We start from the raw sequence: 25,910 nt of genomic DNA, 5'->3' as shown, positions 1-25,910 counted from the left end.
ACCTCATGCAACCCATCCCCTACTGGCGCCTGTCCAGCTTCTACCTGTTCTACTTCGCCCTGCTAGGCTCCACCGCCCCCTTCCTGGCGCTGTACTTCGACCACCTTGGCTTCTCCCCGGCACGCATCGGCGAGCTGGTGGCGATCCCCATGCTGATGCGCTGCATCGCCCCCAACCTGTGGGGCTGGCTGGGCGACCGTACCGGCCAGCGCCTGCTGATCGTGCGCCTGGGGGCATTGTGCACCCTGGCCACCTTCTCGCTGATCTTCTTCGGTAAAAGCTACGCCTGGCTGGCGCTGGTGATGGCCCTGCATGCGTTCTTCTGGCATGCGGTACTGCCGCAGTTCGAGGTCATCACCCTGGCCCACCTGCACGGGCAAACCTCGCGCTACAGCCAAGTGCGCCTGTGGGGCTCGATCGGCTTCATCCTGACGGTGGTTGGTCTGGGCCGGCTGTTTGAATGGCTAAGCCTCGATATCTACCCGGTGGCTCTGGTCACGATCATGGCCGGCATCGTCGCCGCCAGCCTGTGGGTGCCAAACGCCCAGCCGGTGGAGCAGGGCGAGCGCAGCGGCGCGGGCGGCTTTTTGCAGCAGTTGCGTGCCCCCGGGGTGATTGCCTTCTATGCCTGTGTGGCGCTGATGCAACTCAGCCACGGGCCGTACTACACCTTCCTCACCCTGCACCTGGAACACCTGGGCTACAGCCGCGGTGCCATCGGCCTGTTATGGGCGCTGGGAGTAGTGGCTGAAGTGCTGATGTTCATGGTCATGAGCCGCCTGTTCGCGCGCTTCAGTGTGCAGCGTGTGTTGCTGGTCAGCTTCCTGCTGGCGGCGCTGCGCTGGCTGATGCTGGGCAACCTGGCCCAGGAACCGGCCGTGTTGATCGTTGCCCAGTTGCTCCACGCGGCCACCTTTGGCTGCTTCCACGCTGCCAGCATCGCGTTCGTGCAGGCCAGTTTCGGCGCCCGCCAGCAGGGCCAGGGCCAGGCGTTGTACGCGGCGCTGTCAGGTACCGGCGGTGCGCTGGGGGCATTGTATTCGGGCTACAGCTGGAAACTGCTGGGCCCCACCTTCACCTTTGGTATGGCCAGTGCCGCAGCCTTGGCCGCAGCCGTTATCATTGCCCTTTGTTCGCAACCGACCAGGACCCGCCCCTGATGAGCATTCTCAGCGTTTTTCACCCCGCCAGCCCGGCGCTGCCGAACAAGGTGCTGACCCACCACGACGATATCACCGCCACCCTGGCCGAGCAGGGCGTGCGTTTTGTGCACACCGACACAGGCCTGCGTGTACGCCCGGGCACGTCCGAGGACGAGGTGTTGGAGACGTGCCGTGAATACCTGGACCAGCTGATGACGGCACACGGCAGCAAGGCGTTCGTGTTGTTGAACCGTGACGGTGAAGACCCGGCGCAGGCCGATGTGCGCGATGAGCATGTGCATGATGCCGACGAGGTGTTTACCGTGGTCAGCGGGCGTGCTCAGGTTGGGCTGCGTGTGGGGGACTGGGTGTATTCGGTGTTGTGCGAGAAAGGCGACCAGTTGGTGGTGCCTGCGGGGATACGGCGTTGGGTTGAGCTGGGCGATACGCCGTTTTGCCTGGCGTTGCGTTTGTACGGCAACGAGCAGGGCGTGCAGGCGCGGTTTACCGGGGATGTGAGTGGACGGGCGTTTTTGGGGATCGACGAGTTGTAATGCCTGTGCCGGCCTCTTCGCGGGCATGCCCGCTCCCACAGAGAGCGGCGCACAACCTGTGGGAGCGGGCGCGCCCGCGAAGAGGCCAGATCAGGTAATACAAAACTCAGCGATAGGTCGGCAGGGCAAACCGCTGTTGGCTCTGCAGCATGGTAATCACCGGCAATTCACTGGCTTGTTCAGCCAGGTCACGGCGGATGGCACTGATCGCCCAGGACAGCTGCTCGGCATTGTGCAGTTGCACATAGGTCAGCACGCGGCGGGTGACCTTGTTGTCAGCGGCACGCAGGGTCAACAGGACGCCGCCATCAGGGCGCGCCTGGGTGGTCACTTGATAGGCCGAAAATACCGAAACGAACTTTTGCTGGATGAGGTCCATATCAACTCCTGGCTGTTATGTGGCAGACATGAGTTGATGATTGCAGCGACCGTGCCAGAACTAGATTCGAAGAAAAAACCAGTAAATACAGCCGTTTAGGATGATGATCCAACGGTGCGGCCGTGCAGGTTGCATGGTCGTGCATTTTGCACAGTGCATTTTGCACGGGTCAGGCTTTGGCTATCGACCCCATAGAATCTGAACCTTTGACCGCAATGGCATGCCTGACAAAAACTTGGGCAATCATTTATGCCAGGAGGTTCCCGATGTCCAGCCAGACCGCGCCCGCCACCATGACCGACGAAGAAACCGCTGCATTCGCCGAGCAGGTGTTCGAACGTGCCCGCCAGGGTGATGCCGAAATGCTTGAGCGCTTGCTCGCCAGTGGCCTGCCGGCCAACCTGCGCAACCACAAGGGCGATACCCTGCTGATGCTGGCCAGCTACCACGGCCACCACGACGCAGTGCGGGTACTGCTGGCGCAGGGCGCCGACCCGCTGATCGCCAACGACAACGGGCAGTTGCCCATTGCCGGTGCCGCATTCAAGGGGGATCTGCCGATGATCCGCCTGCTGCTGGAGCACGGCGTGCCAGTGGACGCCGCTGCGCAGGACGGGCGCACCGCTTTGATGCTGGCGGCCATGTTCAACCGCTGCGAAATGCTCGACTACCTGTTGGCCCAGGGCGCCGACCCGGCGCGCCAGGATGCCCGCGGCGCCACTGCGCTGATGGCGGCGCAAACCATGGGTGCGGTGGACACTGCCGCACGCCTGCAAACGCTGGCCGGCTAACCGCAAGGGGGCATTTGCGGCTATCCTTGGCGACTTTTCACCCGTCGCAGGCCCCTTTTCATGAAAACTCAGTTGCTCGAATTCATCAGCCTCATCGGCGCCGGCTGCATGCGCGAGGAAGACATCGAGCGCGTCGCCGACGAGGCCGCACAGGCCTACGCCGACCCGGCCGCGTTCCTGGCCGCCAACCCCGACATCAACTACGACGACAGCTTCCCCATGCCGCTGGGCGAATGGGTGGTGCTCGGCAGCCTGCCGGACACCGTGGTGTTCCAGGCCGACAGCTATCAGGACCTGTTCCAGCAGATCAGCGACTCGTTCGACAGCAGCGTCCCGTTCACCCTCAAGCCCAAGCAACTGGCCCGCACCGAGCCACTGACCGCGCTCAACCGCATTCAGGTGCAGATGGGTGCTTTGAACAAAGAGGCCGGTGGTTATGTGCTGCTGAACTTCAGCCAGTTGCTGGATGACGAGTTGCAGGTGGTGATGGTCGGCCAGAACGACCTGGCGCGTGTGCTGGAGCTGGGGGCTGAGGTGGGCATCAAAGTCGAGCCGGCGCTTGAGGCTTTGAAAGTCGCTGTACACGTTTGATTTCAGTGTTTGCTTCTTCGCGGGCATGCCCGCTCCCACAGGTGCTCCACCGCCTTCAGGCCCTGTGATATCCCTGTGGGAGCGGGCGAGCCCGCGAAGAGGCCGGCTCAGGAAACATCTATCGTCAGCCCAGCGCTGTATCGAGGAACATCATCACCGCAAACCCGCCCATCAACACCAAGGTCGCTGCAGTCTGGTGCCCGTTGCGGTGGGTTTCCGGTATCACCTCGTGGCTCACCACAAAAATCATCGCCCCCGCCGCCAGCCCCATGCTGATCGGGTAGGCGAGGGCAAACCCGGTCGATATCCCTAGCCCGATCACCGCCCCCAGCGGTTCCATCAACCCCGACCCGATCGCCACCAGCGCAGCTTTCAGGCTGGACAACCCGGTGGCGCGCAAGGCCAGCGCCACGGCCAGCCCCTCGGGGATGTCCTGAATGGCGATGGCACTGGTCAGTGGCAGGCCGATGTTCATGTCGCCATTGGCGAAGCTCACGCCGATTGCCATGCCTTCAGGCAGGTTGTGCAGGGTAATTGCCAGCACGAACAGCCACACCCGGCTGATCCGCTCGGCCTCGGGGCCGCACGGGCCGGTGCTTTCGTGCTCATGCGGGGTGAAACGGTCCAGGCCCAGCATCAACAGCACGCCCAGGCCCATGCCCAGTACCACGGTAAAGGCCGCCGCGGGGCCGTTGCCGGTGATCTCACGGGCGGCGTCCAGGCCCGGCAGAATCAGCGAAAACGAACTGGCGGCCAGCATCATGCCGGCGGCAAAACCAAGCATCACGTCCTGGGTGCGGGCGCTGACATCACGTAGCACCACCGCCAACACTGCACCCAGCGCAGTGGCGCCAAACCCGGCCAGCCCGCCCAGCATGGCCAGGTGCAGGTTGTCGGCGTGGTCGCCGTTCACCGCGTTCCACAGGCTGGCGCCCAGCAGCACGACCACCGCCAGCAGGCTCAGCCCCAGGCCGGCGCTGAGCCAGGGGGTGTTGGCGACCTGCTGGCGCCAGGCCTGCAGCAGGGAGGGTGGGGCGACGCTCTGAGTGTGGGCGGGTGGCATGCAAACCTCGAATCAATGAATACAGGCAGTCTACTCAGGGACCGGCGCCAGCGGCCAAGGATTCCCTTCTATTGGCGCGATAGCTGGCTATGCTGTGCAGCAAAGCCTTTGGACAGGAGTTTTGGCATGGGGTCTACGTTCAACAGCCTGGTCGGGCTGATCATCCTGGCGCTGGATATCTGGGCCATCCTCAATGTGATCAAGAGTGGCAGCGAAGTGGGTGCCAAGGTGTTGTGGATACTGCTGATCGCCTTGCTGCCGGTAGTGGGGCTGGTGATCTGGGCGATTGCCGGGCCGCGGGGGAATGTGCGGATTTGATTGCCTGTACCGGCCTCTTCGCGGGCACGCCCGCTCCCACAGGGATATCAGCGAACCTGAGGGCAGTGATGACCCTGTGGGAGCGGGCGTGCCCGCGAAGAGGCCGGAGCAGACAAAAGCCGCAACATCCCAGTGACAAAATTTTCACATTGGTTTAAACAGAATCCGCTCCCGCACAATGCTGCGTTGGTCTAGCGCCACCGCCTCTCCGCAAACCGCAATCCTAGGACCTTCCCATTCATGGCTAACACGGACGCCTTGAAGCAACAGGGCGCGCGAACGTCGTTTTCGCCGACCCTGAAATCCCACCTGGCCTACACGCTGCTCAGCGGCCTGGTGATCATGCTGATGCTCAGCCTGGTGCGCCTGGCGCTGCTGGTCTACAACAGCGACATGATCGGCGATACCCCGTATACGACGGTTGCCGAAGGCTTCCTCAACGGCTTGCGCTTCGACCTGCGGGTAGTGGTGTACCTCAGCATTCCGCTGCTGCTGGCCATCCTCAGCCCCTGGGCCATGGCCCGGCGTGGCGTGTTCCGCTTCTGGCTGACCCTCACCTCAAGCGTGGTGATGTTCCTCGGCCTGATGGAAATGGACTTCTACCGCGAGTTCCACCAGCGCCTCAACGGCCTGGTGTTCCAGTACATCAAGGAAGACCCGAAAACCGTCATGAGCATGCTCTGGTACGGTTTCCCGGTGGTGCGCTACCTGTTGGCCTGGGCCTTCGGCACCTGGCTGTTGAGCTTGCTGTTCAAAGGTATCGACCGCGCGACCCGTGGCGATGGCCTGCACCGCGTTGCCCCGTGGTACAACCGCCTGGCGGTGTTCATGGTGATTCTGCTGGTGGCCGTGGTCGCCGCCCGTGGCACCCTGCGCCAAGGCCCGCCAATGCGCTGGGGTGATGCCTTCACCACCGACTCCAACTTCGTCAACCAGCTGGGCCTGAACGGCACCTTGACCCTGATCGACGCTGCCAAGAGCCGCTTCGGTGAAGACCGCGCCAACATCTGGAAGCCGGTACTGGAGCAGAACGTGGCCACGCAAACCGTGCGCGAACAGCTGCTGACCGCCCACGACACCCTGGTCGATGCCGACGAGGCTGCCATCCGCCGCGACTTCGTGCCGCCGGCCGAGCGCACCCTGCCGATCAAGAACGTGGTGGTGATCCTGATGGAGAGCTTCGCCGGCCACTCGGTGGGCGCGCTGGGCAGCCCCAACAACATCACCCCGTACTTCGACAAGCTGGCCAAAGAAGGCCTGCTGTTCGACCGCTTCTTCTCCAACGGCACCCATACCCACCAGGGCATGTTCGCCACCATGGCCTGCTTCCCCAACCTGCCAGGTTTCGAATACCTGATGCAGACCCCGGAAGGCGGCCACAAACTGTCTGGCCTGCCGGCACTGCTCAGCGCCCGCGATTATGACGATGTGTACGTCTACAACGGCGATTTTGCCTGGGACAACCAGTCCGGGTTCTTCGGCAACCAGGGCATGACCACCTTCATCGGCCGTAACGACTTCGTCAACCCGGTGTTCTCCGACCCGACCTGGGGCGTGTCCGACCAGGACATGTTCGACCGCGGCAACGAGGAACTGGCCAAGCACGACGGCAAAAAGCCGATCTACGCGCTGCTGCAGACCCTTTCCAACCACACCCCGTATGCGCTGCCCACAGACCTGCCGGTCGAGAAGGTCACCGGCCAGGGTCGCCTGGACGAGCACCTGACCGCCATGCGCTATTCAGACTGGGCGCTGGGCCAGTTCTTCGAGAAGGCCCGTAAAGAGCCGTACTTCAAGGAAACCCTGTTTGTCATCGTCGGCGACCATGGCTTTGGCAACCACCAGCAAGTGACCGAACTGGACCTGGGCCGTTTCAACGTACCGCTGCTGCTGATTGCCCCGGGCATTCAGGAGAAGTTCGGTGCGGTGAACCACACCGTGGGCACCCAGGTCGACATCGTGCCGACCATCATGGGCCGCCTGGGCGGCGAGACTCGCCACCAGTGCTGGGGCCGCGACCTGCTCAACCTGCCTGAGGGTGACCAGGGCGTGGGCATGATCAAGCCGTCGGGCAGCGAGCAGATCGTCGGCCTGGTGCAGGGCGACCGCATCCTGATCGAGTCCAAGGACATGACCCCGCGCATGTACCGCTACCAGCTGGGCAGCGAGTTCAAGGCTGAACTGATCGAAAGCCCGGACCAGCCCCAAATGCTCAAGAAACTCGAGGCGTATATCCAGACGGCGACCAAGAGCCTGCTGGATAACACGGCTGGCGTAGTGCACGGCACACCGAAGTAAGGCTGTAACAGGGGCCGCTCTGCGGCCCCTTCGCAGGTATGGACTGAACATTTCCCCCGCCCAAAGGTCAGTTATTCTGGCATCACACACCCGGTGTTCGTTGACTTTGAGGGTTCGTTCAATGAAAGAGTGGGAAGTCATTTTTGCCGACCAGAAAGGCGAACCGTCCTCGTTGCTGTTGCATGCCGAGCATTGCCCCAGCGAGGAAGACGCCGCGCGGGCCATCCGTTCGCACCTGTTCCCGGTGATGGACGAGCTGGATCTCAACGACTTTCAAGGCCGCACCATTTCCCCCACGGCACGCTGGCTCAAGGAGCAGAACGGCGTGACCATCAACAGCATCCACGAAGCGCCCTGATCCACACGTTTGCGTGGTGCCTTTGCAGGCACTACGCTTGTGGAAGGTGCCTGCCTATTCTGCGGGTTGGCACTGTTTCAATTCGCGTCTTGCATCAGCTCGAACTGCCCGGCCATTGATTGCCGGCAGGTGCGTAGTGCACGGAAAGTCTATCCATTGCTTTATTCAGGAGGACGTTTCATGAGCAGCCAGAACGACGACATCAGCAGCAACGTCCTGCGCCAGATGAAAGCAGGCGGTTTCGACTTCACCCAAATCCACCCGATCGAGTTCTATGCCGTATTCCCCGACGAAGTAGGGGCTCGTCGCGCCGCCGGGCAGTTTCGCGGTGAATCGATCAATGCCCAGGTCAAGGAAATGGGCGACGGTGCCTGGCACCTGGAACTGAGCAAGGTCATGTATGCCACCTATGGCGGGATTGGCGACTTCGAAGAGGCCTTTGAGCAGTTGGTGTCACCGTATGGTGGCGAGGTAGAAGGGTGGGGGGTCAAGCACGAACGGCCCGTAGCCTGAACGTATTGTGTGAGCCTCTTCGCGGGCCGGTGACAGCGCGCCTGCCCGCGAAGAAGCACACGCTGCTCTCAAGGCCTGCGCCCGGCCATATGCCCCAGATAGGCCAGTAACGCATCCAGCTCCCGCTCACTCAACACATTCTCCGCAAACCCCGGCATCTTCGCCTGCGGCCACTTTCTCAGGCTCTGCGGGTCGCGAATCAGCTTGCGCAGAAACGCCGGCTGAAAGTACTCGGTCGGGTTATGCGGCACATTCAAATCCGGCCCCAATTGCGCATCTCCCGCGCCATTGAGCCGGTGGCACGCCAGGCAGTTCTGCTGGAACAAGGCAAAACCTTCGCGCACCGGGCTATCGGCCGGTAACCTGGGGTCGGGCAGCAGCGCCGGAAAGCGCTGTTCCACCGCAGCCAGTTTGCGAATGCTGGAAATCTGGAACGGCCACTGCTCCGGGCGGATGCCGCTGGCCTCGGGTGCAGTCCACACCAGGTAGAACGGCCCGGCGCTTGGTTTTCCCTGGCCCAAAGGTGGCCAGGGCTTGCCAGGGTCTTCAACAGCCAACCATGCGCGCGCAGGCCCCTGCTGTAGCAGCGGCGCCGCTGGCATCTCGGCCGCAAAACCGTCCAGCGCCACCGCTTGCAGGTGGTCGCTGGCGCTCACGCCTTCCAGCAGTGTGGCCAATGGCACCGCGCGATAGCGCATGGGGCGTTTGTAGGACACGTCCTGCTCAATGGTGATTTCCCGGGCCTGCGGGTGGCCGAGCAGTTCAGCGCTGCTCCACTGGCGCGCATTGGCACCAAGTTCCAGGTGCAGCTGCGCCGCCGACAGCGGCAGGCTCAGGAGCAACGCTAACAGTGCAAGGCAGTGGCGCATGGGTAATCTCCGACCATCAAGGCCGGCAGGTTACCTGTGCGCTGCCCGTTGGCGCCACCGCCACTGTCAGCCGAACAAACGTGTCAGGTTCGGCAAGATCAACAGCAATGTCGTGGCGAAGAGAATGAGCCCAGCTTGGCGAAGTTTCGATTGTCTGAACATGGCGGACCGCCTTCTTGTTGTTATTCCTGAATACCCGTTGGCTTCCTTGTCGCGCTTCGGGTCGATCACAGTGGCACCGCGTGGCGCCTGACTTGCCTGCCTCTTGAACGTGGATATACAACCAACAGTAGGGTGTGTGTCATCCATGTTTGAGAACCCTTTGTTCTAATCACTTGATTCGGTGATTTCCATTGGCTATGAGGCCATGTGCCATCCGGCTGGCATGCTCTGACTAGACAGTGGCGCAAGTGCCAGGCGGGTGCCGACGAAATGTGACCGTTCGTCAGTGCAGCCTACTTGCTTGTACGTGCCTTTCGCGTCAGTCTTTACAGCAGATCCCCACCCATGTCGTTCAGGACTACCCCTATGTCGTTACGCATCTGCATCCTTGAAACCGATGTCCTGCGACCGGAGTTGACGGCGCAGTACCAGGGCTACGGCAGGATGTTCGAGCAGCTCTTTTCGCGTCAGCCGATCGCCGCCGAATTTCGTGTCTACAACGTGATGCACGGCGACTACCCCGCCGACAATGAAGTGTTCGATGCCTACCTGGTGACGGGCAGCAAGGCCGACTCGTTCGGCACCGATGCCTGGATCCAGACGCTCAAGGCCTATTTGCTGAAGCTGTACGAGCGTGGCGAGAAGCTGTTGGGTGTGTGTTTTGGCCATCAGTTGCTGGCGTTGACCCTGGGTGGCAAGGCCGAGCGGGCCGACAAGGGCTGGGGCGTGGGTATCCATCGCTACTCGCTGGCGGCCCATGCGCCGTGGATGGACCCGGAGGTATCGGAGCTGACCTTGCTGATCAGCCACCAGGACCAGGTGACCGAATTGCCGGAGGGCGCCACGGTCATTGCTTCAAGTGACTTCTGCCCGAATGCGGCGTACCACATTCGTGACCAGGTGCTGTGCTTCCAGGGCCACCCGGAGTTCGTGCACGACTACTCCCGCGCGCTGCTCGATGCCCGCCAGGAGTATCTGGGGGATGAGGTGTACCACAAGGCCGTGGCCAGCCTGGCCAGCGAGCACCAGGGCGACCTGGTGGGGAAATGGATGATGCGCTTTATCCAGCAGCCGGCGTAGGCGCGGCTACCTACCCTGTGGGAGCGGGCATGCCCGCGAAGAACCCAGCTCGGTGGATGGCACCGGCTTCGCCGGTGTTCGCGGGCACGCCCGCTCCCACAGTGATCGCGCAAGCTCTTGGCTTTTGAACAAGACAGTTGCTCCTACGGCCCCGGCATCCTCAAAGCCAACCCGACTTCTTGAAGCTGGCAAACAACCCCGTACACCCCGCCACAATCACCCCAAGCACCCCAAAATAGCCATATTGCCAAGCAAGCTCCGGCATGTTCTGAAAGTTCATTCCGTAAATCCCGGCAATCGCCGTGGGAAACGCCAGGATCGCCGCCCAGGCCGCGAACTTGCGCTGCACGATGCTCTGCCTTGACGACTCCAGCAGCATGCCGATCTCGATGGTCTGGCTGGCGATGTCGCGGATGCCGGCCAGGTCTTCCATCTGTCGCGTCACGTGGATCTGCACATCACGGAAATACGGGCGCATGTTCTTGTCGATGAACGGGAAGCTCAGGCGCTGCAGTTCCTCGCTCACTTCCACCATCGGCGCCACGTAGCGTCGCAGGCGCAGGATGTCGCGGCGCAGGCTGTGCAGGCGGCGGATGTCATCTTCGTGCAACGAACCGCCCAGCACGCTTTGCTCCAGCTCTTCGATCTCACCATGTATGGCCTCGCTGACCGGCTGGTAGTTCTCGGTGACGAAGTCGAGCAGGGCGTACAGCACAAAGTCTTCACCGTGCTCCAGCAGCAGAGGCCGCGCCTCGCAGCGCTGGCGCACCAGGGCGTAGGACTTGGAGTGGCCGTTGCGGCAGGTGATGATGTAGCCGTTGCCGGCGAAGATGTGCGTTTCGATAAACTCCAGCTTGCCCTCGTGGCGCACCGGCGAGTAGGTGACGATGAACAGCGCATCACCGAAGGTTTCAAGCTTGGGCCGGCTATGCTTTTCCAAGGCGTCTTCGATGGCCAGTTCGTGCAGGTTGAACTGGCATTGCAGGTTGGCCAGCTCCTCGGCGTTGGGCTCTTCCAGGCCGATCCACACAAAGTGCCCCGGCTTGCGCGCCCACTCGCTGCCTTCGTCGATGCTGATGTTGGTGACCTTTCTGCCGGCGCTGTACACCGCCGATGCCACGACTCGCCCCATGGTTGCCCGCTTATTCCGGTTGAACACGGGGTACAGCTTGGGCTGTACCCGGCCCAAGAGCAACCCGCTTCAGGCCAGTTCGTGTTCCATGCGGTCGATGCACTGCTGCATCTGCACCCGGCACTGCTCGATCAGCGCCGGGATGTCCTGCTGGGTCATGCCGGCCGTGGCAATCGGGGGCAGCGAGCGCACCACTACCTTGCGCGGGCGCCAACTGTTCAGGTTCATGCGCCTGGCGTAGCGGCTGACGCACACCGGCACAATCGGCACACCCGCCTCGATGGCCATGTGAAACGCGCCTTTCTTGAAGGGCAGCAAGTGTTCGCCAGGGTTACGCGTGCCTTCGGGGAACACCCACATCGAGTTGTCGTCTTGCAGCACGCGGGTGGTTTCCTGCAGCGCCTTGCGTGCCTGGTAGCTGTTCTTGCGGTCGATCAGCACGTTGCCGCCCAGCCAGAACAACTGGCCGAACAGCGGCACCCAACCCAGGCTCTTTTTGCCGATGGCCACGGTGCGTCGTGGCACCGCTTGGCCTATCACGAACAGGTCGTAGTTGGATTGGTGGTTGGCGATGATCACGCAACCGGGCGGCTGGTCCCATAGCGGGCCGACCTCGGCCTTGACCTTGATGCGCATCAGCCAGGTGGCCGGCCGGCTGTAGAGGTGGGCGAATACCCGGCTGTTGTCGGGGTTGAAGGGGCGGCACAGGCCAATGACCAGGCCCACGACGCCCACTACAAGGAAATGCAGCGCCAGCAAGAGCATGCGCAAAGAGTAAAGCATGGTACGGCTCACACCAGACAGTCGCCGGGGAGTGTACGGATGTGCACCGGGCGCGGCTAGCCCATATGGTGCTGGTCCAGCTCGATCGCCTTGTCCAGCGCCTCCAGCAACCCTTTGCGCACCTTCAGCTTGGTGTTCTTGTGCGCCAGCATGTTCAGCTTCTTCAACTCACGGGCCACCGTCAGCGCTGTTTCCTGCAACTGCTCGGCCGGCACCACCTTGTCGAGGAAGCCGGCATCCACCGCGGCCTGCGGGTCGAATACCTCGGCATTGATCACTGAGCGGTGGAAGGCCGAGCGGCGCAGGCGGTCGCGGGCCAGTTCGATGCCTGCGTGGTGCATGGTCATGCCGATCTGTACTTCATTCAGGCACACCTTGTACGGCCCCTCGACGCCAATGCGGTAGTCGGCCGACAGCAGCAGGAAGGCGCCCTTGGCCACGGCATTGCCTGGGCAGGCGACTACCACCGGGAACGGGTGCGACAGCAGGCGACGGGCGAGGGTGGAGCCGGCAGTGACCAGGCTGATGGCCTCTTTCGGGCCGCTGGTCATTACCTTGAGGTCGTAACCGCCTGACAGGATGCCCGGCTGGCCGGTGATGATCACCACTGCACGCTCTTCGACCGCACGGTCGAGCGCGGTGTTGAAGGCGGTGATGACGTCCGGCGAGATGGCGTTGACCTTGCCGTTGTTCAGGGTCAGGGTGGCGATGCCGTCTTCGGCGTGGTAGGTAATCAGCTCGCTCATGGCAGAGTCCTTTTGTTGGCGTGGCGACGACGTTACCCAGCGCCAGAGGCCAGGTAAAGCAGCAAGGCTGACTGGTCGGTCAGCGTTCACCGTGTCTCAAATGCAAATACATGAAAAATTTGAAAAAAGTGCTTGCCAAAGGGAGTGGCTTTCACTAAATTAGCGCACCTCGACGGGCCGCAAGGCTTGAAGAGAAACGGTGAAGTGTCCGAGTGGTCGAAGGAGCACGCCTGGAAAGTGTGTATACGAGAAATCGTATCAAGGGTTCAAATCCCTTCTTCACCGCCACATTCTACGAAGAGCCCCCGCGCTGAAAAGCACGGGGGCTTTTTGTTTTCAGGGCCTTTGGGGGCGGACAATTCTCAACGGTCGGTGTTACACCCGTTTGTGGGAGCGGGCTTGTCCCGCGAAGCAGGCGACGCGGTGTATGGCACCGGCTTTGCCGGTGTTCGCGGGGCAAGCCCGCTCCCACAGGTTCCCGCAATACGCCTAGAAGTTTACCGAAGCCGACAGCCGAGCCGTGCGCGGCGCGCCCTGGAACAGGTAGTTATCCCCCAGATAATCCCCCACATCGCGCCAGTAGCGCTTGTCTAACACGTTGTCCACCGTCAGCCGCAGCACCGTGTCGTACCCGCCGATGCGCGTCCGATACCGGCTCCCCACATCGAACACGGTATACCCGCCAACCTCCACGTTCCCCGCCTGGCTCGCATACTTGCTGGCGCTGTACCGCGCCCCGCCCAGCAGTGCCAGGCCCGGCACCGGCAGGTTGTACTCCGCGTGCAATGCGGCGCGGAACCTGGGCACGTTGATCGCCTGGTGGCCTTCATAATCATCAGTACCGCTGTTTTGTACTCGCGCTCGAATGGCCGCAGCACTGGCTTGCACTTGCAGCTTCGAGGTCACCCAGCCGCTGGCGCCCAGTTCCAGGCCGGTGTTCTTCTGTTGGCCTTGCTGCACGTAGGTAAAGTTGCCGGACCCGTCCGGGCGCGCGTACTGGTAGGCCTGGCGGATCTGGAACAGCGCAGCGCTGAAACTCAGGCCTTGCCAGTCGTGCTTGAGGCCCAGCTCCAGCTGGTGGGAGGTGGTAGGTGCCAGGATCTCAGCGGCATTGCTGGCAAACCAAGGCGCCGTACCGCCGGCAGAAAGGCCCTTGGAGTAGCTGGCGTAAATGGTGGTATTCGGCTGCGGCTTGTAGATAAGCGCGGCATTGGGCAGCAACTCGTATTGACGGGTATGGCGCCCGGCAACACCGGTTTCGTCCCAGGTCTTTTCATCCAGGCGCACTGCACGGGCGCCCAGCACGGTCTGCCATTGCTCGTTGAAGCTGATGCGGTCGTTGACGAACAGGCCGTACTGACGGCTGTCCAGCCGGCGTTCGCTGGCGCCTACGGGTTTGTCGGACGGGTCGAAGGCAGGGGCGCCGGTGTAGATGTTGCCGGTACCCAGCCACTCGTTGTAGTAAGGGCGCTGATCCAGCGTGCGCCGCTGCGCACTGGTGCCTACGGTCAGCTCATGCCCCACCCCCAGCGCACCGAAGTGCCCGTTGAGCATGGCTTGTGCCTCATCGGTACGGCGGGTGTCGTCGGGGCTGCGGTAGTCGTAGATGTCGTAGTCGCCATTGCTGCCAAAGAACGCGCCTTCGCTCGACCCCCAGGCAAACGCGCTGTAATCGTCGATCACCACCTTGCTGCGCGAGGCGCTCAAAGTGCCGGTCCATGCCTCGTTGAAGCGGTACTCGAAGCGCCCGCCCAGGTTCAGCGAGTCGTTTTGTACAGGCTTTGCCCAGTGCTGATAGGCCAGGCGGTCGTCCGGGTCGATACCGTGGGGCACTTCGCTGCCGCCCAACAATTGGTAACCCGGCACCGAGCGCTGTTCGCGGTGCTGGTATTCGGCGTCCAGCTGCAGGGTGGCATTCGGGCTGATCTGCCAGTCGAAGGCCAGCGAGGCGAAGTCGCGCTTGCCATCTGCGTGGTCGACATAGGAACGGATGTCTTCATGGGCCAGGTTGGCGCGCAGGCCAAACTGTTTTTCACTGCCGAACCAGCCACCCAGGTCGGTGGCCAGGTAGCGTTCGCCTTGTTCGTTGGTCGACACCGTGACGCTGCGCACGTCTTCGGCGCGCTTGGTCACGTAGTTGACCAGGCCGCCCGGCTCCGACACGCCGCTTTGCAAGCCGGAAAGGCCCTTGAGCAACTCGACTTGCTGCTTGTTCTCCAGGGCCACGTTCTGCTCGCCGGCGATGGTCTGGCCGTTGATGCGGTAGCTGCTGGCGGCATTCAGCTCGAAGCCCCGCACGTTGAAGTTTTCGTAGTAGCCGATGGGGGCATAACTTTCGCCAACCGAGGCATCGCTTTGCAGCACTTCGCTGAGCTTGCGTACCTGGCGGTCTTCCAGCAGTTGCTGGCTGAACACGCTGATCGAGGCGGGGGTGTCGAGCAACGGCGCGGGCTGGAAACCGCCCACCGCTGCCTGGCGTACCTGGTAGCCGTCATCGGCATAGGTGTCGGACACCTGCAGCGGGGCCAGCACTACGCTGTCTTCGGCGAGTACGTTGGAGCAATGCAGGGCCAGGCCCAGGCTGAGCAGGCTCAGGGGCAGGCGAGGGTGATGCGGGGGCATGCGGTGAGGCTCCTGGATACGGCACGGGCCATGAAAAAGGCGGCATCTTAGCAGCCGCCTTCAGCATAAAACGATCCAGGCTTCGCGATATTCAGCCCTGATTGGCCGGCCGCTTGTGCTGCCGCCAGCCGTCATCGATCTTCGACCACGTTTTGCCGTCGGTAATGGCCATGAGCTTGCGCCCATCCTTGAAGGTGACCAGGAAGGTGGCTTCTTCCTCTTTGCCGCCTAGCCACAGCCCGGCCAGCAAACCCACCGGCCCGGCCACCAACGCGCCTGCCACGCCCCAGCCCAGGGCGCTGCCCAGGCTGCGGCTGGGTTCCAGGCTGGCCAGCCTGAGGTCGCTGATGCGTGTAAGGGAAATGCGCTCGCCGGGGGAGGGGCTGCGCGGGGTCTTGAGTGTGAGCGATCCATTGCGATACTCGCCTTCACCTTGCAAGAAATCGCCGGATTGCACCGTGAGTCTTGTCATAAAGTCGTCCTGTCAGGAAAGGGCATTGACCAGCGCCTAATGAGCGCTGCCCGGCCAGGCAAGTCAACGGCAATACGACGGAGGGTAGTGCGGTGCGATGTCACCCCCTGGCGGCTAAAGCCACCTTGCGATTGGCAATCCCCCAGACCAGCAACGCGAGCCCGCCAATCACCAACCCCGCCACCACAATGCCCATCCAGCCGTGGTATTGGAACAATTGCGTGCCCAGCAACGACCCCAGCGCCCCGCCAATGAAGTAGCAAGTGATATACCCGGCGTTCAGCCGCGTGCGTGCTTCAGGGCGCAGGGCGATTACCGCGTTCTGGTTGCTCACATGGACGAGTTGCACCGCAAGGTCCAGCATCAGCACGCCCAGCAGCAGGGCCAGCAACGACTGCTCGGCAAAACCCAGCGGCACCCACGACAGCAGCAACACCACCAGGCCTACGGTGGTGGCCAGCGAGCCCTTGCCGCGGTCGGCCAGGCGCCCGGCCCAGTTGGCCGACAGCGCACCGGCGGCACCGGCCAGGCCGAACAGGCCGATTACCGCATCCGAGTAATGGTAAGGGCCCTTGGTCAGCAGGAATGCCAGGGGCGTCCAGAACAGGGCGAACAGGCTGAACGACAGCAGGCCGAGCAGCGAGCGCAGGCGCAGCACCGGCTCTTCAAGAAACAGGCGGAACACCGAGCCGATCAGTGCCGGGTACTTCAACCCGGCATGGGTGTGGTGCTGTGGCAGGCTGCGGTACAGCGCCAGGGCAGTGACCGCCATCAGCACAGCGGCCAGTACGTAGATGCTGCGCCAGCCGCCCAGCTCGGCCATGAAACCGGCAGCCGTCCGTGCCAGCAGAATGCCCAGCAGCAGGCCGCTCATCAGCGTGCCGACCGCGCGCCCACGCTGATGCGGCTCGCTGAGGGTCGCGGCCATGGGCACGAGGATCTGCGCCACTACCGAGAACAGCCCGGTCAGCGCGGTGCCGAGGATCAGCCAGGGCAGGCTTGGCGCACAGGCACTGATGACCAGGCCCAGGGTGGCAATGGCAGTCATCACGGTGATCAGCCGGCGCTGCTCGAACAGGTCACCCAGCGGCGCGAGCAGTAGAAGGCCGGCGCCATAACTGAGTTGTGCGGCGATGACGATGCTGCCGGCGCTGGCAGTGCTCAGGCCGAACTGCTGGGCGATGCTGTGCAGCAGCGGTTGGGCGTAGTAGTTGCTGGCCACGGCCAGGCCGGTGGCCGTGGCCATCAGCAGGATCATGGCGCGGCTGAGAGTGGGGGCGTTCATGCGGTTCTCGTGGTGGGCAGTAGTCAGTGGGGGAATTATCAAGAAGTGTCTGGCATGACACCAATGTATAGTTTTCAACTTATCCATCTTGAAAGCAGATAGATCGATGAACCTCAAGCAGCTCGAATACGCCCTCGCCGTGGCCGATACCGGCAGTTTTACCCGTGCGGCCGAGCGTTGCCATGTGGTGCAGTCGGCACTTAGCCACCAGGTGGCGCGGCTGGAGGCGCAGCTGGGCGTAAGCCTGTTCGAGCGCAGTTCGCGGCGGGTGCGCCTGACGCCTGCCGGCGAGGCCTTTGTGCTCAGCGCCCGGCCGGCGGTGGAAGCGGCCCGGCGCATTGCCGATGACGTGGCAGCCGCCTGCGGGCAGGTGCGTGGGCGGCTGGCGATTGGCGAAATCAGCTCGCTCACGGCGCTGGACCTGGTCGACCTGTTGGCGGTGTTCCACGGTCGATTCCCGGATGTGGATGTGCGCTGGATCACCGCCAAGAGCGAGTTGCTGATCGCTGATGTGGTCGAGCGGCGCCTCGACGTTGGCTTCATCGGCCTGTGGCAGGGCGAGGTGGTGCAGGGCGTGCAGCATCGCTTGCTGGCCAGGGAGGAGCTGGTGGCGTTGTTGCCGGTTGATCATCGGCTGGCTGGCCGCGGGCAGCTGGCGCTGGCCGACCTGGCAAATGAGGTGCTGGTTGATTTCCCCGAAGGTACGGGGGCGCGCCGGCAGACGGATGAGGCGTTCCAGGCAGCAGGTTTGCAGCATCGGGTGCAGTTCGAGATCGGGCATGTGCGCTTGGTAGAGAAGTTCGTGCAGCGGGGCATGGCGGTTGGCCTGGTGCCGGAACGGGTGGCCCTGGGCATCGACGGTGTGGCGGTGGCGCGGGTGGTGGATGCGCCCGTGCGGCACCTGTATGCGGTGTGGTCGGCCAGCCCTACGCCGGCTGCCCGGGCTTTTCTGGAGGTCATGGAACAGAGCCTGGAACCTGAAAAGGCTTGAGCCTGTGCCGGCCTCTTCGCGGGCACGCCCGCTCCCACAGGTACAGCACCCAGCCTGAGTAGGGTGCAGTACCTGTGGGAGCGGGCGTGCCCGCGAAGAGGCCGGTACAGGCAACCCATCAATTCAAGCTGCAAACCCACCATCAATCGTCAAACTGGCCCCGGTGATGTACCCCGCCTCGGGCCCCGCCAGGTAGGCCACAAAGCTGGCAATCTCGTCCGCCTCGCCATACCGCCCGATCGCCATCATGGGTATCAGGCTCTCGGCAAACTCGCCACTGGCGGGGTTCATGTCAGTGTCTACCGGCCCCGGCTGAACATTGTTCACGGTAATGCCCTGTGGCCCCAGGTCGCGCGCCATGCCACGGGTCAGGCCAACCAGCGCCGACTTGCTCATGGCATAAGGCGCACCACCGGCAAACGGCATGCGCTCGGCGTTGGTGCTGCCGATATTGATGATGCGCCCGCCCTGGCCCATGTAGCGCGCTGCGGCCTGGCTGGCGACAAACACGCTGCGTACGTTCACCGCCAACATGCGATCAAAGTCGGCCAGGTCGAATTCGGTCACCGGTGCCACCGCCAGCACGCCGGCGTTATTGACCAGGATATCCAGCCTGCCGAAGGCCTTCACGGCGTCATCCACCGCCAGTTGCACGGCGGCTGCATCGGCGCTGTCGGCCCGCACTGCCAGGGCTTTGCCACCGTTCTCGGTAATTTCGCGGGCCAGTGCTTCGGCTGGGCCGGCGGAACTGACATAGGTGAAGGCCACCTGCGCACCTTCGCGGGCCAGGCGGCGCACGATGGCGGCCCCTATGCCGCGGGAACCGCCCTGAACCAGGGCCACTTTGCCTTCGAGTGACAGTTGCTTGGACATGCTGATCTCCTGCTGGAAGCCAGGCCGAAATGCCTTGGATGGGCGAAGTATCGGCGCTTGATTACCTGCTGATAAGATGGCAATCACTATCAGCAGAGTAAACCTTGGGTTGTGAATCATGGCGGTGGAATCGTTCAACGCGTTGGAGTGCTTCATCCGCAGTGCCGAGGTCGGCAGCTTTGCCGAGGCTGCCAGGCGCCTGAGCATTACCCCCGCCGCCGTGGGCAAGCATGTGGCTCAGCTGGAGGCGCGCCTGGGCGTGCGGTTGTTCCAGCGTAGTACCCGCAAGCTGACCCTGACGGAGGCGGGGCAGCGTTTTCTTGGCGAGGTCAGCGACAGCTTTCGCACCATCCAGTACGCCGTGGCCAACCTGGCCAGCGCCGAAGGCCAGCCGGCCGGGTTGTTGCGGGTGAGCATGGGTACGGTGTTCGGGCGTTTGTATGTGTTGCCCTTGTTGAGCGAGTTTTTGCGCCGCTACCCGGCCATTATCCCGGATTGGCATTTCGACAACCGCCAGGTCGACCTGATCGGCCAGGGCTTCGATGCAGCGATTGGCGGTGGTTTCGATCTGCCGCCGGGGGTGGTGGCGCGCAAGCTGACCCCGGCACACCGGGTGCTGGTGGCAGCGCCCGCCTATCTGGCGCGCCATGCTCCGATCGAAGACCCACAGGTGCTGCAACGGCACGACGGCATCCTCATCCGCTCACCGCAGACCGGGCGGGTGCGCTCGTGGCCGTTGGTCAGCCGCTGGCAGGCGCAGCAGCCCATGCAACTGCGCCAGGCCATGACCATGAGCGATTCGGACGCGGCGTGTGCGGTGGCCGAGCAGGGGCTGGGAGTTGCCCTGGTGAGCCTGCCGTTTGCCGTGCCTTATCTACAGGCTGGGCGGCTGCAGCGGGTACTGCCGGACTGGTATGTGGATGACGGTCATATCAGCCTGTACTTCGCCCAGCACAAGCTGATGCCGGGCAAGACCCGGGCGTTTATCGATTTTGTGGTGGAGCAGTTTGCCGAGCAGGGGTTGGCGGGGCGTTTTGATGCCTTGCAAGCCCTTTAGAGCGTTGTTGCCTGTGCCGGCCCATTCGCGGGCACGCCCGCTCCCACAGGAATATCACAGGGTTGAAGATTGTGGGGTCCCCTGTGGGAGCGGGCGTGCCCGCGAAGAGGCCCGCTCAGGCAACCTCAACAATGAACAACACCTGCGCCCCCAGGCTCACTTCATCATCCACCCGCTTGCCCAGCAATAGCTGCCCCAGCGGCGAGCGTGGGGTAATCACGGTCACCAACTCGTCCCCCTCGCCAATCTTCAAACCTGCTGCTTCCGGCCCGAGGAACAGCCGGCGCTGGCCGCCGTCTTCATCCTCCAGGCTCACCAGATTGCTGATCTGCACCCCGCGCACCGGGTCGTAGTCGCGCAGCAGCAGCTGTTGGTAGATCAACAGCGCCTGGCGGATCTCGGCACTGCGGCGGGCCTGGCCGGTGGCCAGGTATGAGGCTTCCAGGCCCAGCGTGTCGTACTTGTTTTCGGCGACGTTTTCTTTGGCGGTAGCCGCCTCATAGGCCGTTTGTGCTGCACGGGTCAGCACCTCAAGGTCATGCGCGAGGGTGGCGACGATCTGCGCCAGCAGGCGGGTCTTTTCCATGGTCAGTAGCAGTACTCCAGCACATTGGCCTGGCTTTTGTCGGTGGGTGCGGTTCGGTTCTGCTGTAGCCAGAACTGGCACTTTGGGCTGTTGAGGTTGCGCGGGTTGCCTTGGGCGGCCTCGGCGGCCTGCTGCAGTTCCTGCTTGTGCAGGATGTCCTTGTAGCGGTCGAACATTTCGGCCTGGGCATCCTTTGCGGTAGCTGCTGCAGACGAAGGCGCGGGCTGGTAGACGCTGGGGGGCAGGGCCTGTACCAGCGGCTGTACCTGCTGCGGCCACAACAACACTGCCAGCCAGGCGCTCGCTACAATGGCTACGGCACCCAGCCACAGGCCCAGGGCAACGCACACGATCAACGGCAACGGCTTGAGGGTGATTTTCAGTTCACGTTGGCGGGGCATGGCACGCCTCCTGGCAGGGTCGGTCAGGGTGCATTGTCGCATGCGTGCGGGTATTTTTCCGCGCAGGTGCTTTTGTCGGCGACACTTTATGCGCAGAATTCGCGGTTTTTGCACCCGCACGGGAGGGGCGCATGAAAGCCACCTGGGACATCTTCTGCAGCGTCGTCGACAACTACGGCGATATCGGCGTGACCTGGCGCCTGGCCCGGCAACTGGTGGCTGAGCATGGCTTGGCGGTACGCCTGTGGGTGGATGACCTCAACGCCTTCACGCCCATGTGCCCCGGTGCCGATGCCAGCGCCGTGCAGCAATGGCAGCACGGAGTGGATGTGCGCCAGTGGCCAGCGGCCTGGTTGCCGGTGGCGCCGGCCGAGGTGGTGATCGGTGCATTCGCCTGCCAATTGCCTGCGGCGTATATCGAGGCCATGCGTGCCCGCCCGACGCCGCCGCTTTGGCTGAACCTTGAATACCTCAGCGCCGAGGACTGGGTGGAGGGCTGCCACGGTTTGCCGTCGCCGCAGCCCAACGGCCTGCGCAAAGTGTTTTTCTTTCCGGGCTTCACCGAGAAAACCGGCGGCCTGCTGCGCGAGGGTTCGTTGTTGGCTCGGCGTGACGCATTCCAACAATCGGCCGAGGCGCGCCATGTGTTTCTGCAAGGGCTTGGTGTAACGCTTGAGCAGGGGGCATTGCTGATCTCGCTGTTCGCCTACGAAAACCCGCAATTGGCCAGTTGGCTCGATGCCCTGGCCGCAGGCGCGCAACCGTGCCACCTGCTGGTGCCGCAAGGGCGCATTGTCGCTGGGTTGAGCCAGTGGCTTGGCGTGGCAGCACTGCCAGTGGGCAGTGTGCACAAGCGAGAGGCGCTGACCGTGCAGGTGCTGCCCTTTGTGAGCCAGGACGATTTCGACCGGCTGTTGTGGAGTTGCGATTTCAACGCGGTACGTGGCGAAGATTCGTTCGTGCGCGCACAGTGGGCCGGGCAGCCGATGCTGTGGCACATCTATGTGCAGGACGAAAACGCCCACTGGGAAAAACTCGAAGCGTTTCTCGCGCAATATCGACGCGGGCTGTCAGGCGATGCCGACGCCGCCTTGCTTGGCCTCTGGCGCGCCTGGAACATGGATTTCGACATGGGCCAGGCGTGGCAGGCAGCCCGTCAGCATTGGCCTGAACTGCAGCAGCATGCCCGGCTTTGGGCCGCGCGGCAGGCCGCTCAGCCGGACCTTGCCATGACGCTGGTACAGTTTTACCGAAATTCGCTATGATATGCGGCCTCGATTTTTATAAATCCATCCAGATTCGGATACTTCGTAATGAAAACTGGTAAAGAACTGAAACCCGGCACCGTGCTGCGCATCGACAACGACCCGTGGCTGGTTCAGAAAGCTGAGTTCACCAAATCGGGCCGTAACAGCGCGATCATGAAAACCAAGCTGAAGAACCTGCTGACCGGCTACAAGACCGAAACCGTATACGGTGCGGACGACAAGCTGGACGACGTGATCCTGGATCGCAAAGAAGCGACCCTGTCGTTCATCAGCGGTGACACGTACACCTTCATGGACACCACCGACTACACCATGTACGAGCTGAACGCCGAAGACATCGAGGCCGTTCTGCCGTTCATCGAAGAAGGTATGGAAGATATCTGCGAAGCCGTGTTCTTCGAAGATCGTCTGGTGTCGGTAGAGCTGCCGACCACCATCGTGCGTAAGGTTGCCTACACCGAAGGTTCGGCTCGTGGCGACACTTCGGGCAAAGTCATGAAGCCTGCCAAGCTGGCAAACGGTACTGAACTCAGCGTTGCTGACTTCATCGAAATCGACGACCTGATCGAGATCGATACCCGCGATGGCGGTTCGTACAAAGGCCGTGCCAAGAAGTAATTCTTCTTGCATGTGCACAAAAAACCCGGCCTCGGCCGGGTTTTTTGTGCCTGCGACTTAAACCGTCACATGCAGGCGCACATCCACGTTCCCACGGGTGGCGTTGGAGTAGGGGCAGACCTTGTGGGCTTTCTCCACCAGCTCTTCGGCATCAGCCTGGGCCAGGCCCGGCAGGTTGATGTGCAGGTCGATGTCCAGGCCGAAACCGCCCGGGATATGGCCGATGCCCACCTTGGCGGTGATCGAGGCGTCTGCCGGCAGGGCTTTCTTCTCTTGCCCGGCGACGAACTTCAGGGCGCCGATGAAACAGGCCGAGTAACCGGCGGCAAACATTTGCTCGGGGTTGGTGCCGTCACCGCCTGCGCCCCCTAGTTCCTTTGGCGTACTCAGGCTGACCACCAGCTTGCCGTCGCTGGATCTGGATTTGCCGTCGCGCCCACCGGTGGAGGTAGCTTCTGCGGTGTACAGCGCAGTGACCTTTTGCATCTTGAGCCTCGCTAATGTGCTGTGCGCTCCCGGTTGAAGGCGGGCGCTGGTTGGTGTGGGATTTAAATTAGCGCGCAATTAGTTAGCGCGCAAGATAAATCATCACCGCTCATCCGAACGGCCATCGCACAGCATAGCTGTCAGAGGTTTTTCTGCAGGCTTTCGCGCAGGTTCAGCAGCTCGGCCTGCAGGTGCTGCAGCTGTTCCAGGCTGCGGCCGCTGGCCTTGAGGATGCATTGCGGCACCTCTTTGGCTTGCTGTTGCAGGGCGCGGCCTTTGTCGGTGAGCTGCACCATGACCACCCGTTCGTCCTCGCGGCTACGGTTGCGCTGCAGCAGGCCCTCGCTTTCCAGGCGCTTGAGCAGTGGGGTGAGTGAGCCCGGGTCGGTCAGCAGGTGCTGGCTGATTTCGCCCACGGTAAGGCCGTCGCGCTCCCACAGCACGAGCATGGCCAAGTACTGCGGGTAGGTCAGGCCCAGCGCTTGCAACAGCGGTTTGTAGACTTTGGTCATCAGCAACGAGGTGGAGTGCAGGGCGAAGCAGACCTGGTTGTCCAGCAGCAGCTCGTCACAGGAGGCTTGGGTGTCGGCGTTCATGCAGGTCCTTGAAAGTAATCTAGGGGAAATTCTGGCACGCTGATCGTTAGTGCGCGCATCACTCGCGCAGTTCACTGCGCAAGGCCAGGTCCCAGGGTGGAATCGGGCTGAAGCGGCTCTTGAGAAATTCGAGCAGCAAACGGCTGCGAGAGTTCGTTTCATGTTCCAGGCGCAGTGCATAAATGCCGCTGGTCTCTGCTTTGGGCAGGCCGCCGTCGCAAAACAGCGGAATCAGCTCGCCACGCAGCAGGTATTCGCTGATCAGCCAGGTGGGTAAGTGGGCAACACCCAAGCCGGCGAGGGCGCCGAACAGCAAGGTTTCGGCATTGTTGGCGGCCATGCGCATGCGGGCAGGGCGGTACAGGCGGGTTTGCCCGGCCACGTTGAAGCGCCAGGCGAACGGCGGTGCCAGGCCGTCCCAGTCCAGGCCGTCGTGCCCGGGCAGTTCGCTGGGGCAGCTGGGCATGCCGCGGCTGGCCAGGTAGGCGGGGCTGGCGCAAGCGATGCGCACCATGTAGGCCAGCGGCGTGGCCACTAGCCGGGTATCGGCCAAGGGGCCAGCGCGCAGCACCAGGTCGACCTCGCCCAGGTGGCTGCCATGCAAGTCGACGAAGCTGTCGATCAGGCGCAGTTGCACATCCAGGCCTGGGTAGGCCACCAGGAAATCGGCGATGGCCGGGGCCAGGTGACGGCGGCCGAACGCAGCAGGGGCGTCGATGCGGATCAGGCCTTCGGGGGCGTTGCTCAGCGATACCGCCTCGGCCCGGGCCAGGCGCAGCTCCTCGATAATGCGCCTGGCCCGTTCGGCAAAGGCATTGCCTGAGGGCGTGGCGCGCACCGCGTGGGTACTGCGGGTGAACAGGCGGCTGCCGACGGCGAGTTCCAGGTTGTCGATGCGCCGGGCCACGGCGGACGGGGTCAGCGGATGACGGCGGGCGGCGGCGGAAAAACTGCCGGTCTCCAGCACATCGAGGAACAGGCTCAACTGATCGGTGAGGGTATCGGGGCTCATGGCTGCCTTGCTTTTGCGAAAAACGCATAGCCATTGTGCGCTGCTGTGCGTTTCCCTGCCAGCCTGCAATCGTTAGCATGCTCGCATTATGCAAACAGGCGGATGAGGCCCTGATGATCGAGTGGATGTTGTATATCGCGCTGGGCGCTGCCCTGGGCACCATGGGGGGCTTGTTCGGCATTGGCGGCGGGCTGATCGCGATTCCTGCGCTGGGCGTGCTGTTTGGCCTGGACCAGCAGTTGGCGCAGGGTACGGCGCTGGTGATGGTGGTGCCTAACGTGCTGCTGGCGTTATGGCGTTATCACCAGCGCAACCGCATCGAGCTGCGCCATGCCCTGCCGCTGTCGGCGTGCAGCTTCCTGTTCGCCTGGCTGGGGTCGGTCTGGGCCGTAGGGCTGGATGCGCAATCCATGCGCCTGGGCTTTGTCGGTTTTCTGGTGGCACTGGCGGTGTGGAACGTGGCGCGGATGTTCATGAAGGTGTCGCCGCCCAGTGCCGAGCTGCGTTATGCCTGGCCATGGCTGGGCGTGCTGGGCAGTTTTGCCGGCACCATGGGTGGCTTGTTCGGCGTGGGTGGGGCGGTGGTCGCCACGCCGATCCTGACCAGCGTGTTCGGCACTACCCAGGTGGTGGCGCAGGGGCTGTCGCTGGCGTTGGCCGCACCGAGTACCTTGGTGACGCTGGTGACGTATGGGGTGCACCACAGTGTTGATTGGGGGGTGGGGATTCCGTTGGCTGTCGGTGGGCTGCTTAGTATCAGCTGGGGGGTGAAGCTGGCCCATGCATTGCCGGAGAAAGTATTGCGGGCGATGTTCTGTGTATTCCTGGTGGTGTGTGCGGTGATGCTCGGGTTTGAGCTTTAAG

At 62.9% G+C, this 25,910-nt stretch carries 29 protein-coding genes and 1 tRNA gene; 15 read left to right on the top strand and 15 right to left on the bottom strand.

The genetic code is table 11. The features are described 5' to 3' along the window. The first annotated feature begins 5 nt into the window (after positions 1-5). Together P0Y58_23095 and P0Y58_23090 are read left to right on the top strand one after the other, a co-directional pair. Positions 6-1,160 (top strand): MFS transporter, encoded by a 1,155-nt coding sequence (locus P0Y58_23095; protein ID WEK29746.1) that lies wholly within the window; start codon positions 6-8, stop codon positions 1,158-1,160. Then, the gene (locus P0Y58_23090) at positions 1,160-1,696 is read left to right on the top strand and encodes an oxidase (GenBank protein ID WEK29745.1); all 537 of its coding nucleotides are present in this window, start codon (positions 1,160-1,162) and stop codon (positions 1,694-1,696) included. Before P0Y58_23095 ends, P0Y58_23090 begins: the two co-directional genes overlap by 1 nt. Positions 1,697-1,802: 106 nt before the next feature. Here P0Y58_23090 and P0Y58_23085 read toward each other — a convergent pair whose 3' ends face one another. Further along, the gene (locus P0Y58_23085; GenBank protein ID WEK29744.1) at positions 1,803-2,075 is read right to left on the bottom strand and encodes a DUF3509 domain-containing protein; all 273 of its coding nucleotides are present in this window, start codon (positions 2,073-2,075) and stop codon (positions 1,803-1,805) included. A gap of 266 nt (positions 2,076-2,341) precedes the next feature. Here P0Y58_23085 and P0Y58_23080 point away from each other — a divergent pair, with 266 nt between their 5' ends. Together P0Y58_23080 and P0Y58_23075 are read left to right on the top strand one after the other, a co-directional pair. Continuing rightward, entirely contained in the window at positions 2,342-2,866 is a 525-nt protein-coding gene (locus tag P0Y58_23080) for an ankyrin repeat domain-containing protein (GenBank protein WEK29743.1), read from the top strand. A gap of 60 nt (positions 2,867-2,926) precedes the next feature. Next, entirely contained in the window at positions 2,927-3,457 is a 531-nt protein-coding gene (locus tag P0Y58_23075) for a hypothetical protein (GenBank protein WEK29742.1), read from the top strand. Positions 3,458-3,581: 124 nt separating this feature from the next. On the opposite strand, the gene P0Y58_23070 is transcribed toward P0Y58_23075, so the two are convergent. Then, positions 3,582-4,520 (bottom strand): ZIP family metal transporter, encoded by a 939-nt coding sequence (locus tag P0Y58_23070; GenBank protein WEK29741.1) that lies wholly within the window; start codon positions 4,518-4,520, stop codon positions 3,582-3,584. A gap of 126 nt (positions 4,521-4,646) precedes the next feature. On the opposite strand from P0Y58_23070, the gene P0Y58_23065 reads away from it, so the two are divergent. From P0Y58_23065 to P0Y58_23050, 4 genes are all read left to right on the top strand, one after another. Next, positions 4,647-4,838: a PLD nuclease N-terminal domain-containing protein gene (locus tag P0Y58_23065; GenBank protein ID WEK29740.1), complete on the top strand. Its 192-nt coding sequence runs from the start codon at positions 4,647-4,649 to the stop codon at positions 4,836-4,838. A 240-nt stretch (positions 4,839-5,078) separates the two neighbouring features. Then, positions 5,079-7,136, top strand: coding sequence for an LTA synthase family protein (locus tag P0Y58_23060; GenBank protein WEK29739.1), 2,058 nt, complete (start codon positions 5,079-5,081; stop codon positions 7,134-7,136). A gap of 121 nt (positions 7,137-7,257) precedes the next feature. Further along, on the top strand, positions 7,258-7,494 hold the full coding sequence (locus P0Y58_23055; GenBank protein WEK29738.1) for a hypothetical protein: 237 nt from the start codon (positions 7,258-7,260) through the stop codon (positions 7,492-7,494). A 180-nt stretch (positions 7,495-7,674) separates the two neighbouring features. Beyond that, on the top strand, positions 7,675-8,007 hold the full coding sequence (locus tag P0Y58_23050) for a ribonuclease E inhibitor RraB (protein WEK29737.1): 333 nt from the start codon (positions 7,675-7,677) through the stop codon (positions 8,005-8,007). Positions 8,008-8,075: 68 nt separating this feature from the next. Here P0Y58_23050 and P0Y58_23045 read toward each other — a convergent pair whose 3' ends face one another. After that, positions 8,076-8,876 carry a cytochrome c gene (locus P0Y58_23045; protein ID WEK29736.1) on the bottom strand — a complete coding sequence of 267 codons (801 nt, stop codon included), beginning with the start codon at positions 8,874-8,876 and terminating at the stop codon, positions 8,076-8,078. A gap of 528 nt (positions 8,877-9,404) precedes the next feature. On the opposite strand from P0Y58_23045, the gene P0Y58_23040 reads away from it, so the two are divergent. After that, on the top strand, positions 9,405-10,118 hold the full coding sequence (locus P0Y58_23040; protein ID WEK29735.1) for an amidotransferase: 714 nt from the start codon (positions 9,405-9,407) through the stop codon (positions 10,116-10,118). A 160-nt stretch (positions 10,119-10,278) separates the two neighbouring features. Here the strand turns inward: P0Y58_23040 and P0Y58_23035 are convergent, their stop codons facing one another. From P0Y58_23035 to P0Y58_23025, 3 genes are all read right to left on the bottom strand, one after another. After that, positions 10,279-11,250, bottom strand: a complete 972-nt coding sequence (locus tag P0Y58_23035; GenBank protein WEK29734.1) for a magnesium and cobalt transport protein CorA — start codon at positions 11,248-11,250, stop codon at positions 10,279-10,281. A gap of 69 nt (positions 11,251-11,319) precedes the next feature. Next, entirely contained in the window at positions 11,320-12,033 is a 714-nt protein-coding gene (locus P0Y58_23030; GenBank protein WEK29733.1) for a lysophospholipid acyltransferase family protein, read from the bottom strand. A gap of 56 nt (positions 12,034-12,089) precedes the next feature. Beyond that, entirely contained in the window at positions 12,090-12,779 is a 690-nt protein-coding gene (locus P0Y58_23025; GenBank protein WEK29732.1) for a crotonase/enoyl-CoA hydratase family protein, read from the bottom strand. A gap of 198 nt (positions 12,780-12,977) precedes the next feature. Here P0Y58_23025 and P0Y58_23020 point away from each other — a divergent pair. Next, positions 12,978-13,067: transfer RNA gene (locus tag P0Y58_23020), tRNA-Ser, on the top strand. A gap of 201 nt (positions 13,068-13,268) precedes the next feature. Here the strand turns inward: P0Y58_23020 and P0Y58_23015 are convergent. The 3 genes from P0Y58_23015 to P0Y58_23005 all read right to left on the bottom strand — a co-directional run bounded on the left by P0Y58_23015 (position 13,269) and on the right by P0Y58_23005 (position 17,158). Then, positions 13,269-15,401, bottom strand: coding sequence for a TonB-dependent siderophore receptor (locus P0Y58_23015; GenBank protein WEK29731.1), 2,133 nt, complete (start codon positions 15,399-15,401; stop codon positions 13,269-13,271). A 91-nt stretch (positions 15,402-15,492) separates the two neighbouring features. Then, complete coding sequence (locus P0Y58_23010; GenBank protein ID WEK29730.1) at positions 15,493-15,873, bottom strand: hypothetical protein; 381 nt, start codon at positions 15,871-15,873, stop codon at positions 15,493-15,495. Positions 15,874-15,973: 100 nt separating this feature from the next. Continuing rightward, the gene (locus tag P0Y58_23005) at positions 15,974-17,158 is read right to left on the bottom strand and encodes an MFS transporter (GenBank protein ID WEK29729.1); all 1,185 of its coding nucleotides are present in this window, start codon (positions 17,156-17,158) and stop codon (positions 15,974-15,976) included. 106 nt (positions 17,159-17,264) lie between these two features. On the opposite strand from P0Y58_23005, the gene P0Y58_23000 reads away from it, so the two are divergent. Beyond that, positions 17,265-18,149 (top strand): LysR family transcriptional regulator, encoded by an 885-nt coding sequence (locus P0Y58_23000; protein ID WEK29728.1) that lies wholly within the window; start codon positions 17,265-17,267, stop codon positions 18,147-18,149. A 123-nt stretch (positions 18,150-18,272) separates the two neighbouring features. On the opposite strand, the gene P0Y58_22995 is transcribed toward P0Y58_23000, so the two are convergent. Then, the gene (locus P0Y58_22995; GenBank protein ID WEK29727.1) at positions 18,273-19,022 is read right to left on the bottom strand and encodes a 3-oxoacyl-ACP reductase FabG; all 750 of its coding nucleotides are present in this window, start codon (positions 19,020-19,022) and stop codon (positions 18,273-18,275) included. Between the two features lie 118 nt (positions 19,023-19,140). Between P0Y58_22995 and P0Y58_22990 the strand changes: the two genes are divergently transcribed. Then, positions 19,141-20,079, top strand: a complete 939-nt coding sequence (locus P0Y58_22990) for a LysR family transcriptional regulator (GenBank protein WEK29726.1) — start codon at positions 19,141-19,143, stop codon at positions 20,077-20,079. 115 nt (positions 20,080-20,194) lie between these two features. Here P0Y58_22990 and P0Y58_22985 read toward each other — a convergent pair whose 3' ends face one another. Beyond that, the gene (locus tag P0Y58_22985; protein WEK29725.1) at positions 20,195-20,665 is read right to left on the bottom strand and encodes a transcription elongation factor GreAB; all 471 of its coding nucleotides are present in this window, start codon (positions 20,663-20,665) and stop codon (positions 20,195-20,197) included. A gap of 2 nt (positions 20,666-20,667) precedes the next feature. Beyond that, the gene (locus P0Y58_22980) at positions 20,668-21,066 is read right to left on the bottom strand and encodes a hypothetical protein (protein WEK29724.1); all 399 of its coding nucleotides are present in this window, start codon (positions 21,064-21,066) and stop codon (positions 20,668-20,670) included. Positions 21,067-21,197: 131 nt separating this feature from the next. On the opposite strand from P0Y58_22980, the gene earP reads away from it, so the two are divergent. Beyond that, positions 21,198-22,331, top strand: a complete 1,134-nt coding sequence (earP, locus tag P0Y58_22975) for an elongation factor P maturation arginine rhamnosyltransferase EarP (protein WEK29723.1) — start codon at positions 21,198-21,200, stop codon at positions 22,329-22,331. Positions 22,332-22,379: 48 nt separating this feature from the next. Beyond that, positions 22,380-22,952 carry an elongation factor P gene (locus tag P0Y58_22970; protein ID WEK29722.1) on the top strand — a complete coding sequence of 191 codons (573 nt, stop codon included), beginning with the start codon at positions 22,380-22,382 and terminating at the stop codon, positions 22,950-22,952. Positions 22,953-23,009: 57 nt separating this feature from the next. On the opposite strand, the gene P0Y58_22965 is transcribed toward P0Y58_22970, so the two are convergent. From P0Y58_22965 to P0Y58_22955, 3 genes are all read right to left on the bottom strand, one after another. Beyond that, the gene (locus tag P0Y58_22965; GenBank protein ID WEK29721.1) at positions 23,010-23,438 is read right to left on the bottom strand and encodes an organic hydroperoxide resistance protein; all 429 of its coding nucleotides are present in this window, start codon (positions 23,436-23,438) and stop codon (positions 23,010-23,012) included. 140 nt (positions 23,439-23,578) lie between these two features. After that, the gene (locus P0Y58_22960) at positions 23,579-24,034 is read right to left on the bottom strand and encodes a MarR family transcriptional regulator (GenBank protein WEK29720.1); all 456 of its coding nucleotides are present in this window, start codon (positions 24,032-24,034) and stop codon (positions 23,579-23,581) included. Between the two features lie 58 nt (positions 24,035-24,092). After that, positions 24,093-25,046, bottom strand: coding sequence for a LysR family transcriptional regulator (locus P0Y58_22955; GenBank protein WEK29719.1), 954 nt, complete (start codon positions 25,044-25,046; stop codon positions 24,093-24,095). Positions 25,047-25,159: 113 nt separating this feature from the next. On the opposite strand from P0Y58_22955, the gene P0Y58_22950 reads away from it, so the two are divergent. Then, the gene (locus P0Y58_22950; protein WEK33382.1) at positions 25,160-25,909 is read left to right on the top strand and encodes a sulfite exporter TauE/SafE family protein; all 750 of its coding nucleotides are present in this window, start codon (positions 25,160-25,162) and stop codon (positions 25,907-25,909) included. Position 25,910: the final 1 nt, after the last annotated feature.

It is taken from the genome of Candidatus Pseudomonas phytovorans (assembly GCA_029202525.1).
Lineage (GTDB): Bacteria > Pseudomonadota > Gammaproteobacteria > Pseudomonadales > Pseudomonadaceae > Aquipseudomonas > Aquipseudomonas phytovorans.
The sequence above is the reverse complement of the archived record's forward strand: the minus strand, read 5'-3'. Positions and strand labels throughout refer to the sequence as shown.

Excerpts from the sequence above, each read along its gene's own strand:
- P0Y58_23095 (WEK29746.1), top strand. The coding sequence starts at position 6 with ATGCAACCCATCCCCTACTGGCGCCTGTCCAGCTTCTACCTGTTCTAC.
- P0Y58_23090 (WEK29745.1), top strand. The coding sequence starts at position 1,160 with ATGAGCATTCTCAGCGTTTTTCACCCCGCCAGCCCGGCGCTGCCGAAC.
- P0Y58_23085 (WEK29744.1), bottom strand. The coding sequence starts at position 2,075 with ATGGACCTCATCCAGCAAAAGTTCGTTTCGGTATTTTCGGCCTATCAA.
- P0Y58_23080 (WEK29743.1), top strand. The coding sequence starts at position 2,342 with ATGTCCAGCCAGACCGCGCCCGCCACCATGACCGACGAAGAAACCGCT.
- P0Y58_23075 (WEK29742.1), top strand. The coding sequence starts at position 2,927 with ATGAAAACTCAGTTGCTCGAATTCATCAGCCTCATCGGCGCCGGCTGC.
- P0Y58_23070 (WEK29741.1), bottom strand. The coding sequence starts at position 4,520 with ATGCCACCCGCCCACACTCAGAGCGTCGCCCCACCCTCCCTGCTGCAG.
- P0Y58_23065 (WEK29740.1), top strand. The coding sequence starts at position 4,647 with ATGGGGTCTACGTTCAACAGCCTGGTCGGGCTGATCATCCTGGCGCTG.
- P0Y58_23060 (WEK29739.1), top strand. The coding sequence starts at position 5,079 with ATGGCTAACACGGACGCCTTGAAGCAACAGGGCGCGCGAACGTCGTTT.
- P0Y58_23055 (WEK29738.1), top strand. The coding sequence starts at position 7,258 with ATGAAAGAGTGGGAAGTCATTTTTGCCGACCAGAAAGGCGAACCGTCC.
- P0Y58_23050 (WEK29737.1), top strand. The coding sequence starts at position 7,675 with ATGAGCAGCCAGAACGACGACATCAGCAGCAACGTCCTGCGCCAGATG.
- P0Y58_23045 (WEK29736.1), bottom strand. The coding sequence starts at position 8,876 with ATGCGCCACTGCCTTGCACTGTTAGCGTTGCTCCTGAGCCTGCCGCTG.
- P0Y58_23040 (WEK29735.1), top strand. The coding sequence starts at position 9,405 with ATGTCGTTACGCATCTGCATCCTTGAAACCGATGTCCTGCGACCGGAG.
- P0Y58_23035 (WEK29734.1), bottom strand. The coding sequence starts at position 11,250 with ATGGGGCGAGTCGTGGCATCGGCGGTGTACAGCGCCGGCAGAAAGGTC.
- P0Y58_23030 (WEK29733.1), bottom strand. The coding sequence starts at position 12,033 with ATGCTTTACTCTTTGCGCATGCTCTTGCTGGCGCTGCATTTCCTTGTA.
- P0Y58_23025 (WEK29732.1), bottom strand. The coding sequence starts at position 12,779 with ATGAGCGAGCTGATTACCTACCACGCCGAAGACGGCATCGCCACCCTG.
- P0Y58_23015 (WEK29731.1), bottom strand. The coding sequence starts at position 15,401 with ATGCCCCCGCATCACCCTCGCCTGCCCCTGAGCCTGCTCAGCCTGGGC.
- P0Y58_23010 (WEK29730.1), bottom strand. The coding sequence starts at position 15,873 with ATGACAAGACTCACGGTGCAATCCGGCGATTTCTTGCAAGGTGAAGGC.
- P0Y58_23005 (WEK29729.1), bottom strand. The coding sequence starts at position 17,158 with ATGAACGCCCCCACTCTCAGCCGCGCCATGATCCTGCTGATGGCCACG.
- P0Y58_23000 (WEK29728.1), top strand. The coding sequence starts at position 17,265 with ATGAACCTCAAGCAGCTCGAATACGCCCTCGCCGTGGCCGATACCGGC.
- P0Y58_22995 (WEK29727.1), bottom strand. The coding sequence starts at position 19,022 with ATGTCCAAGCAACTGTCACTCGAAGGCAAAGTGGCCCTGGTTCAGGGC.
- P0Y58_22990 (WEK29726.1), top strand. The coding sequence starts at position 19,141 with ATGGCGGTGGAATCGTTCAACGCGTTGGAGTGCTTCATCCGCAGTGCC.
- P0Y58_22985 (WEK29725.1), bottom strand. The coding sequence starts at position 20,665 with ATGGAAAAGACCCGCCTGCTGGCGCAGATCGTCGCCACCCTCGCGCAT.
- P0Y58_22980 (WEK29724.1), bottom strand. The coding sequence starts at position 21,066 with ATGCCCCGCCAACGTGAACTGAAAATCACCCTCAAGCCGTTGCCGTTG.
- earP (WEK29723.1), top strand. The coding sequence starts at position 21,198 with ATGAAAGCCACCTGGGACATCTTCTGCAGCGTCGTCGACAACTACGGC.
- P0Y58_22970 (WEK29722.1), top strand. The coding sequence starts at position 22,380 with ATGAAAACTGGTAAAGAACTGAAACCCGGCACCGTGCTGCGCATCGAC.
- P0Y58_22965 (WEK29721.1), bottom strand. The coding sequence starts at position 23,438 with ATGCAAAAGGTCACTGCGCTGTACACCGCAGAAGCTACCTCCACCGGT.
- P0Y58_22960 (WEK29720.1), bottom strand. The coding sequence starts at position 24,034 with ATGAACGCCGACACCCAAGCCTCCTGTGACGAGCTGCTGCTGGACAAC.
- P0Y58_22955 (WEK29719.1), bottom strand. The coding sequence starts at position 25,046 with ATGAGCCCCGATACCCTCACCGATCAGTTGAGCCTGTTCCTCGATGTG.
- P0Y58_22950 (WEK33382.1), top strand. The coding sequence starts at position 25,160 with ATGATCGAGTGGATGTTGTATATCGCGCTGGGCGCTGCCCTGGGCACC.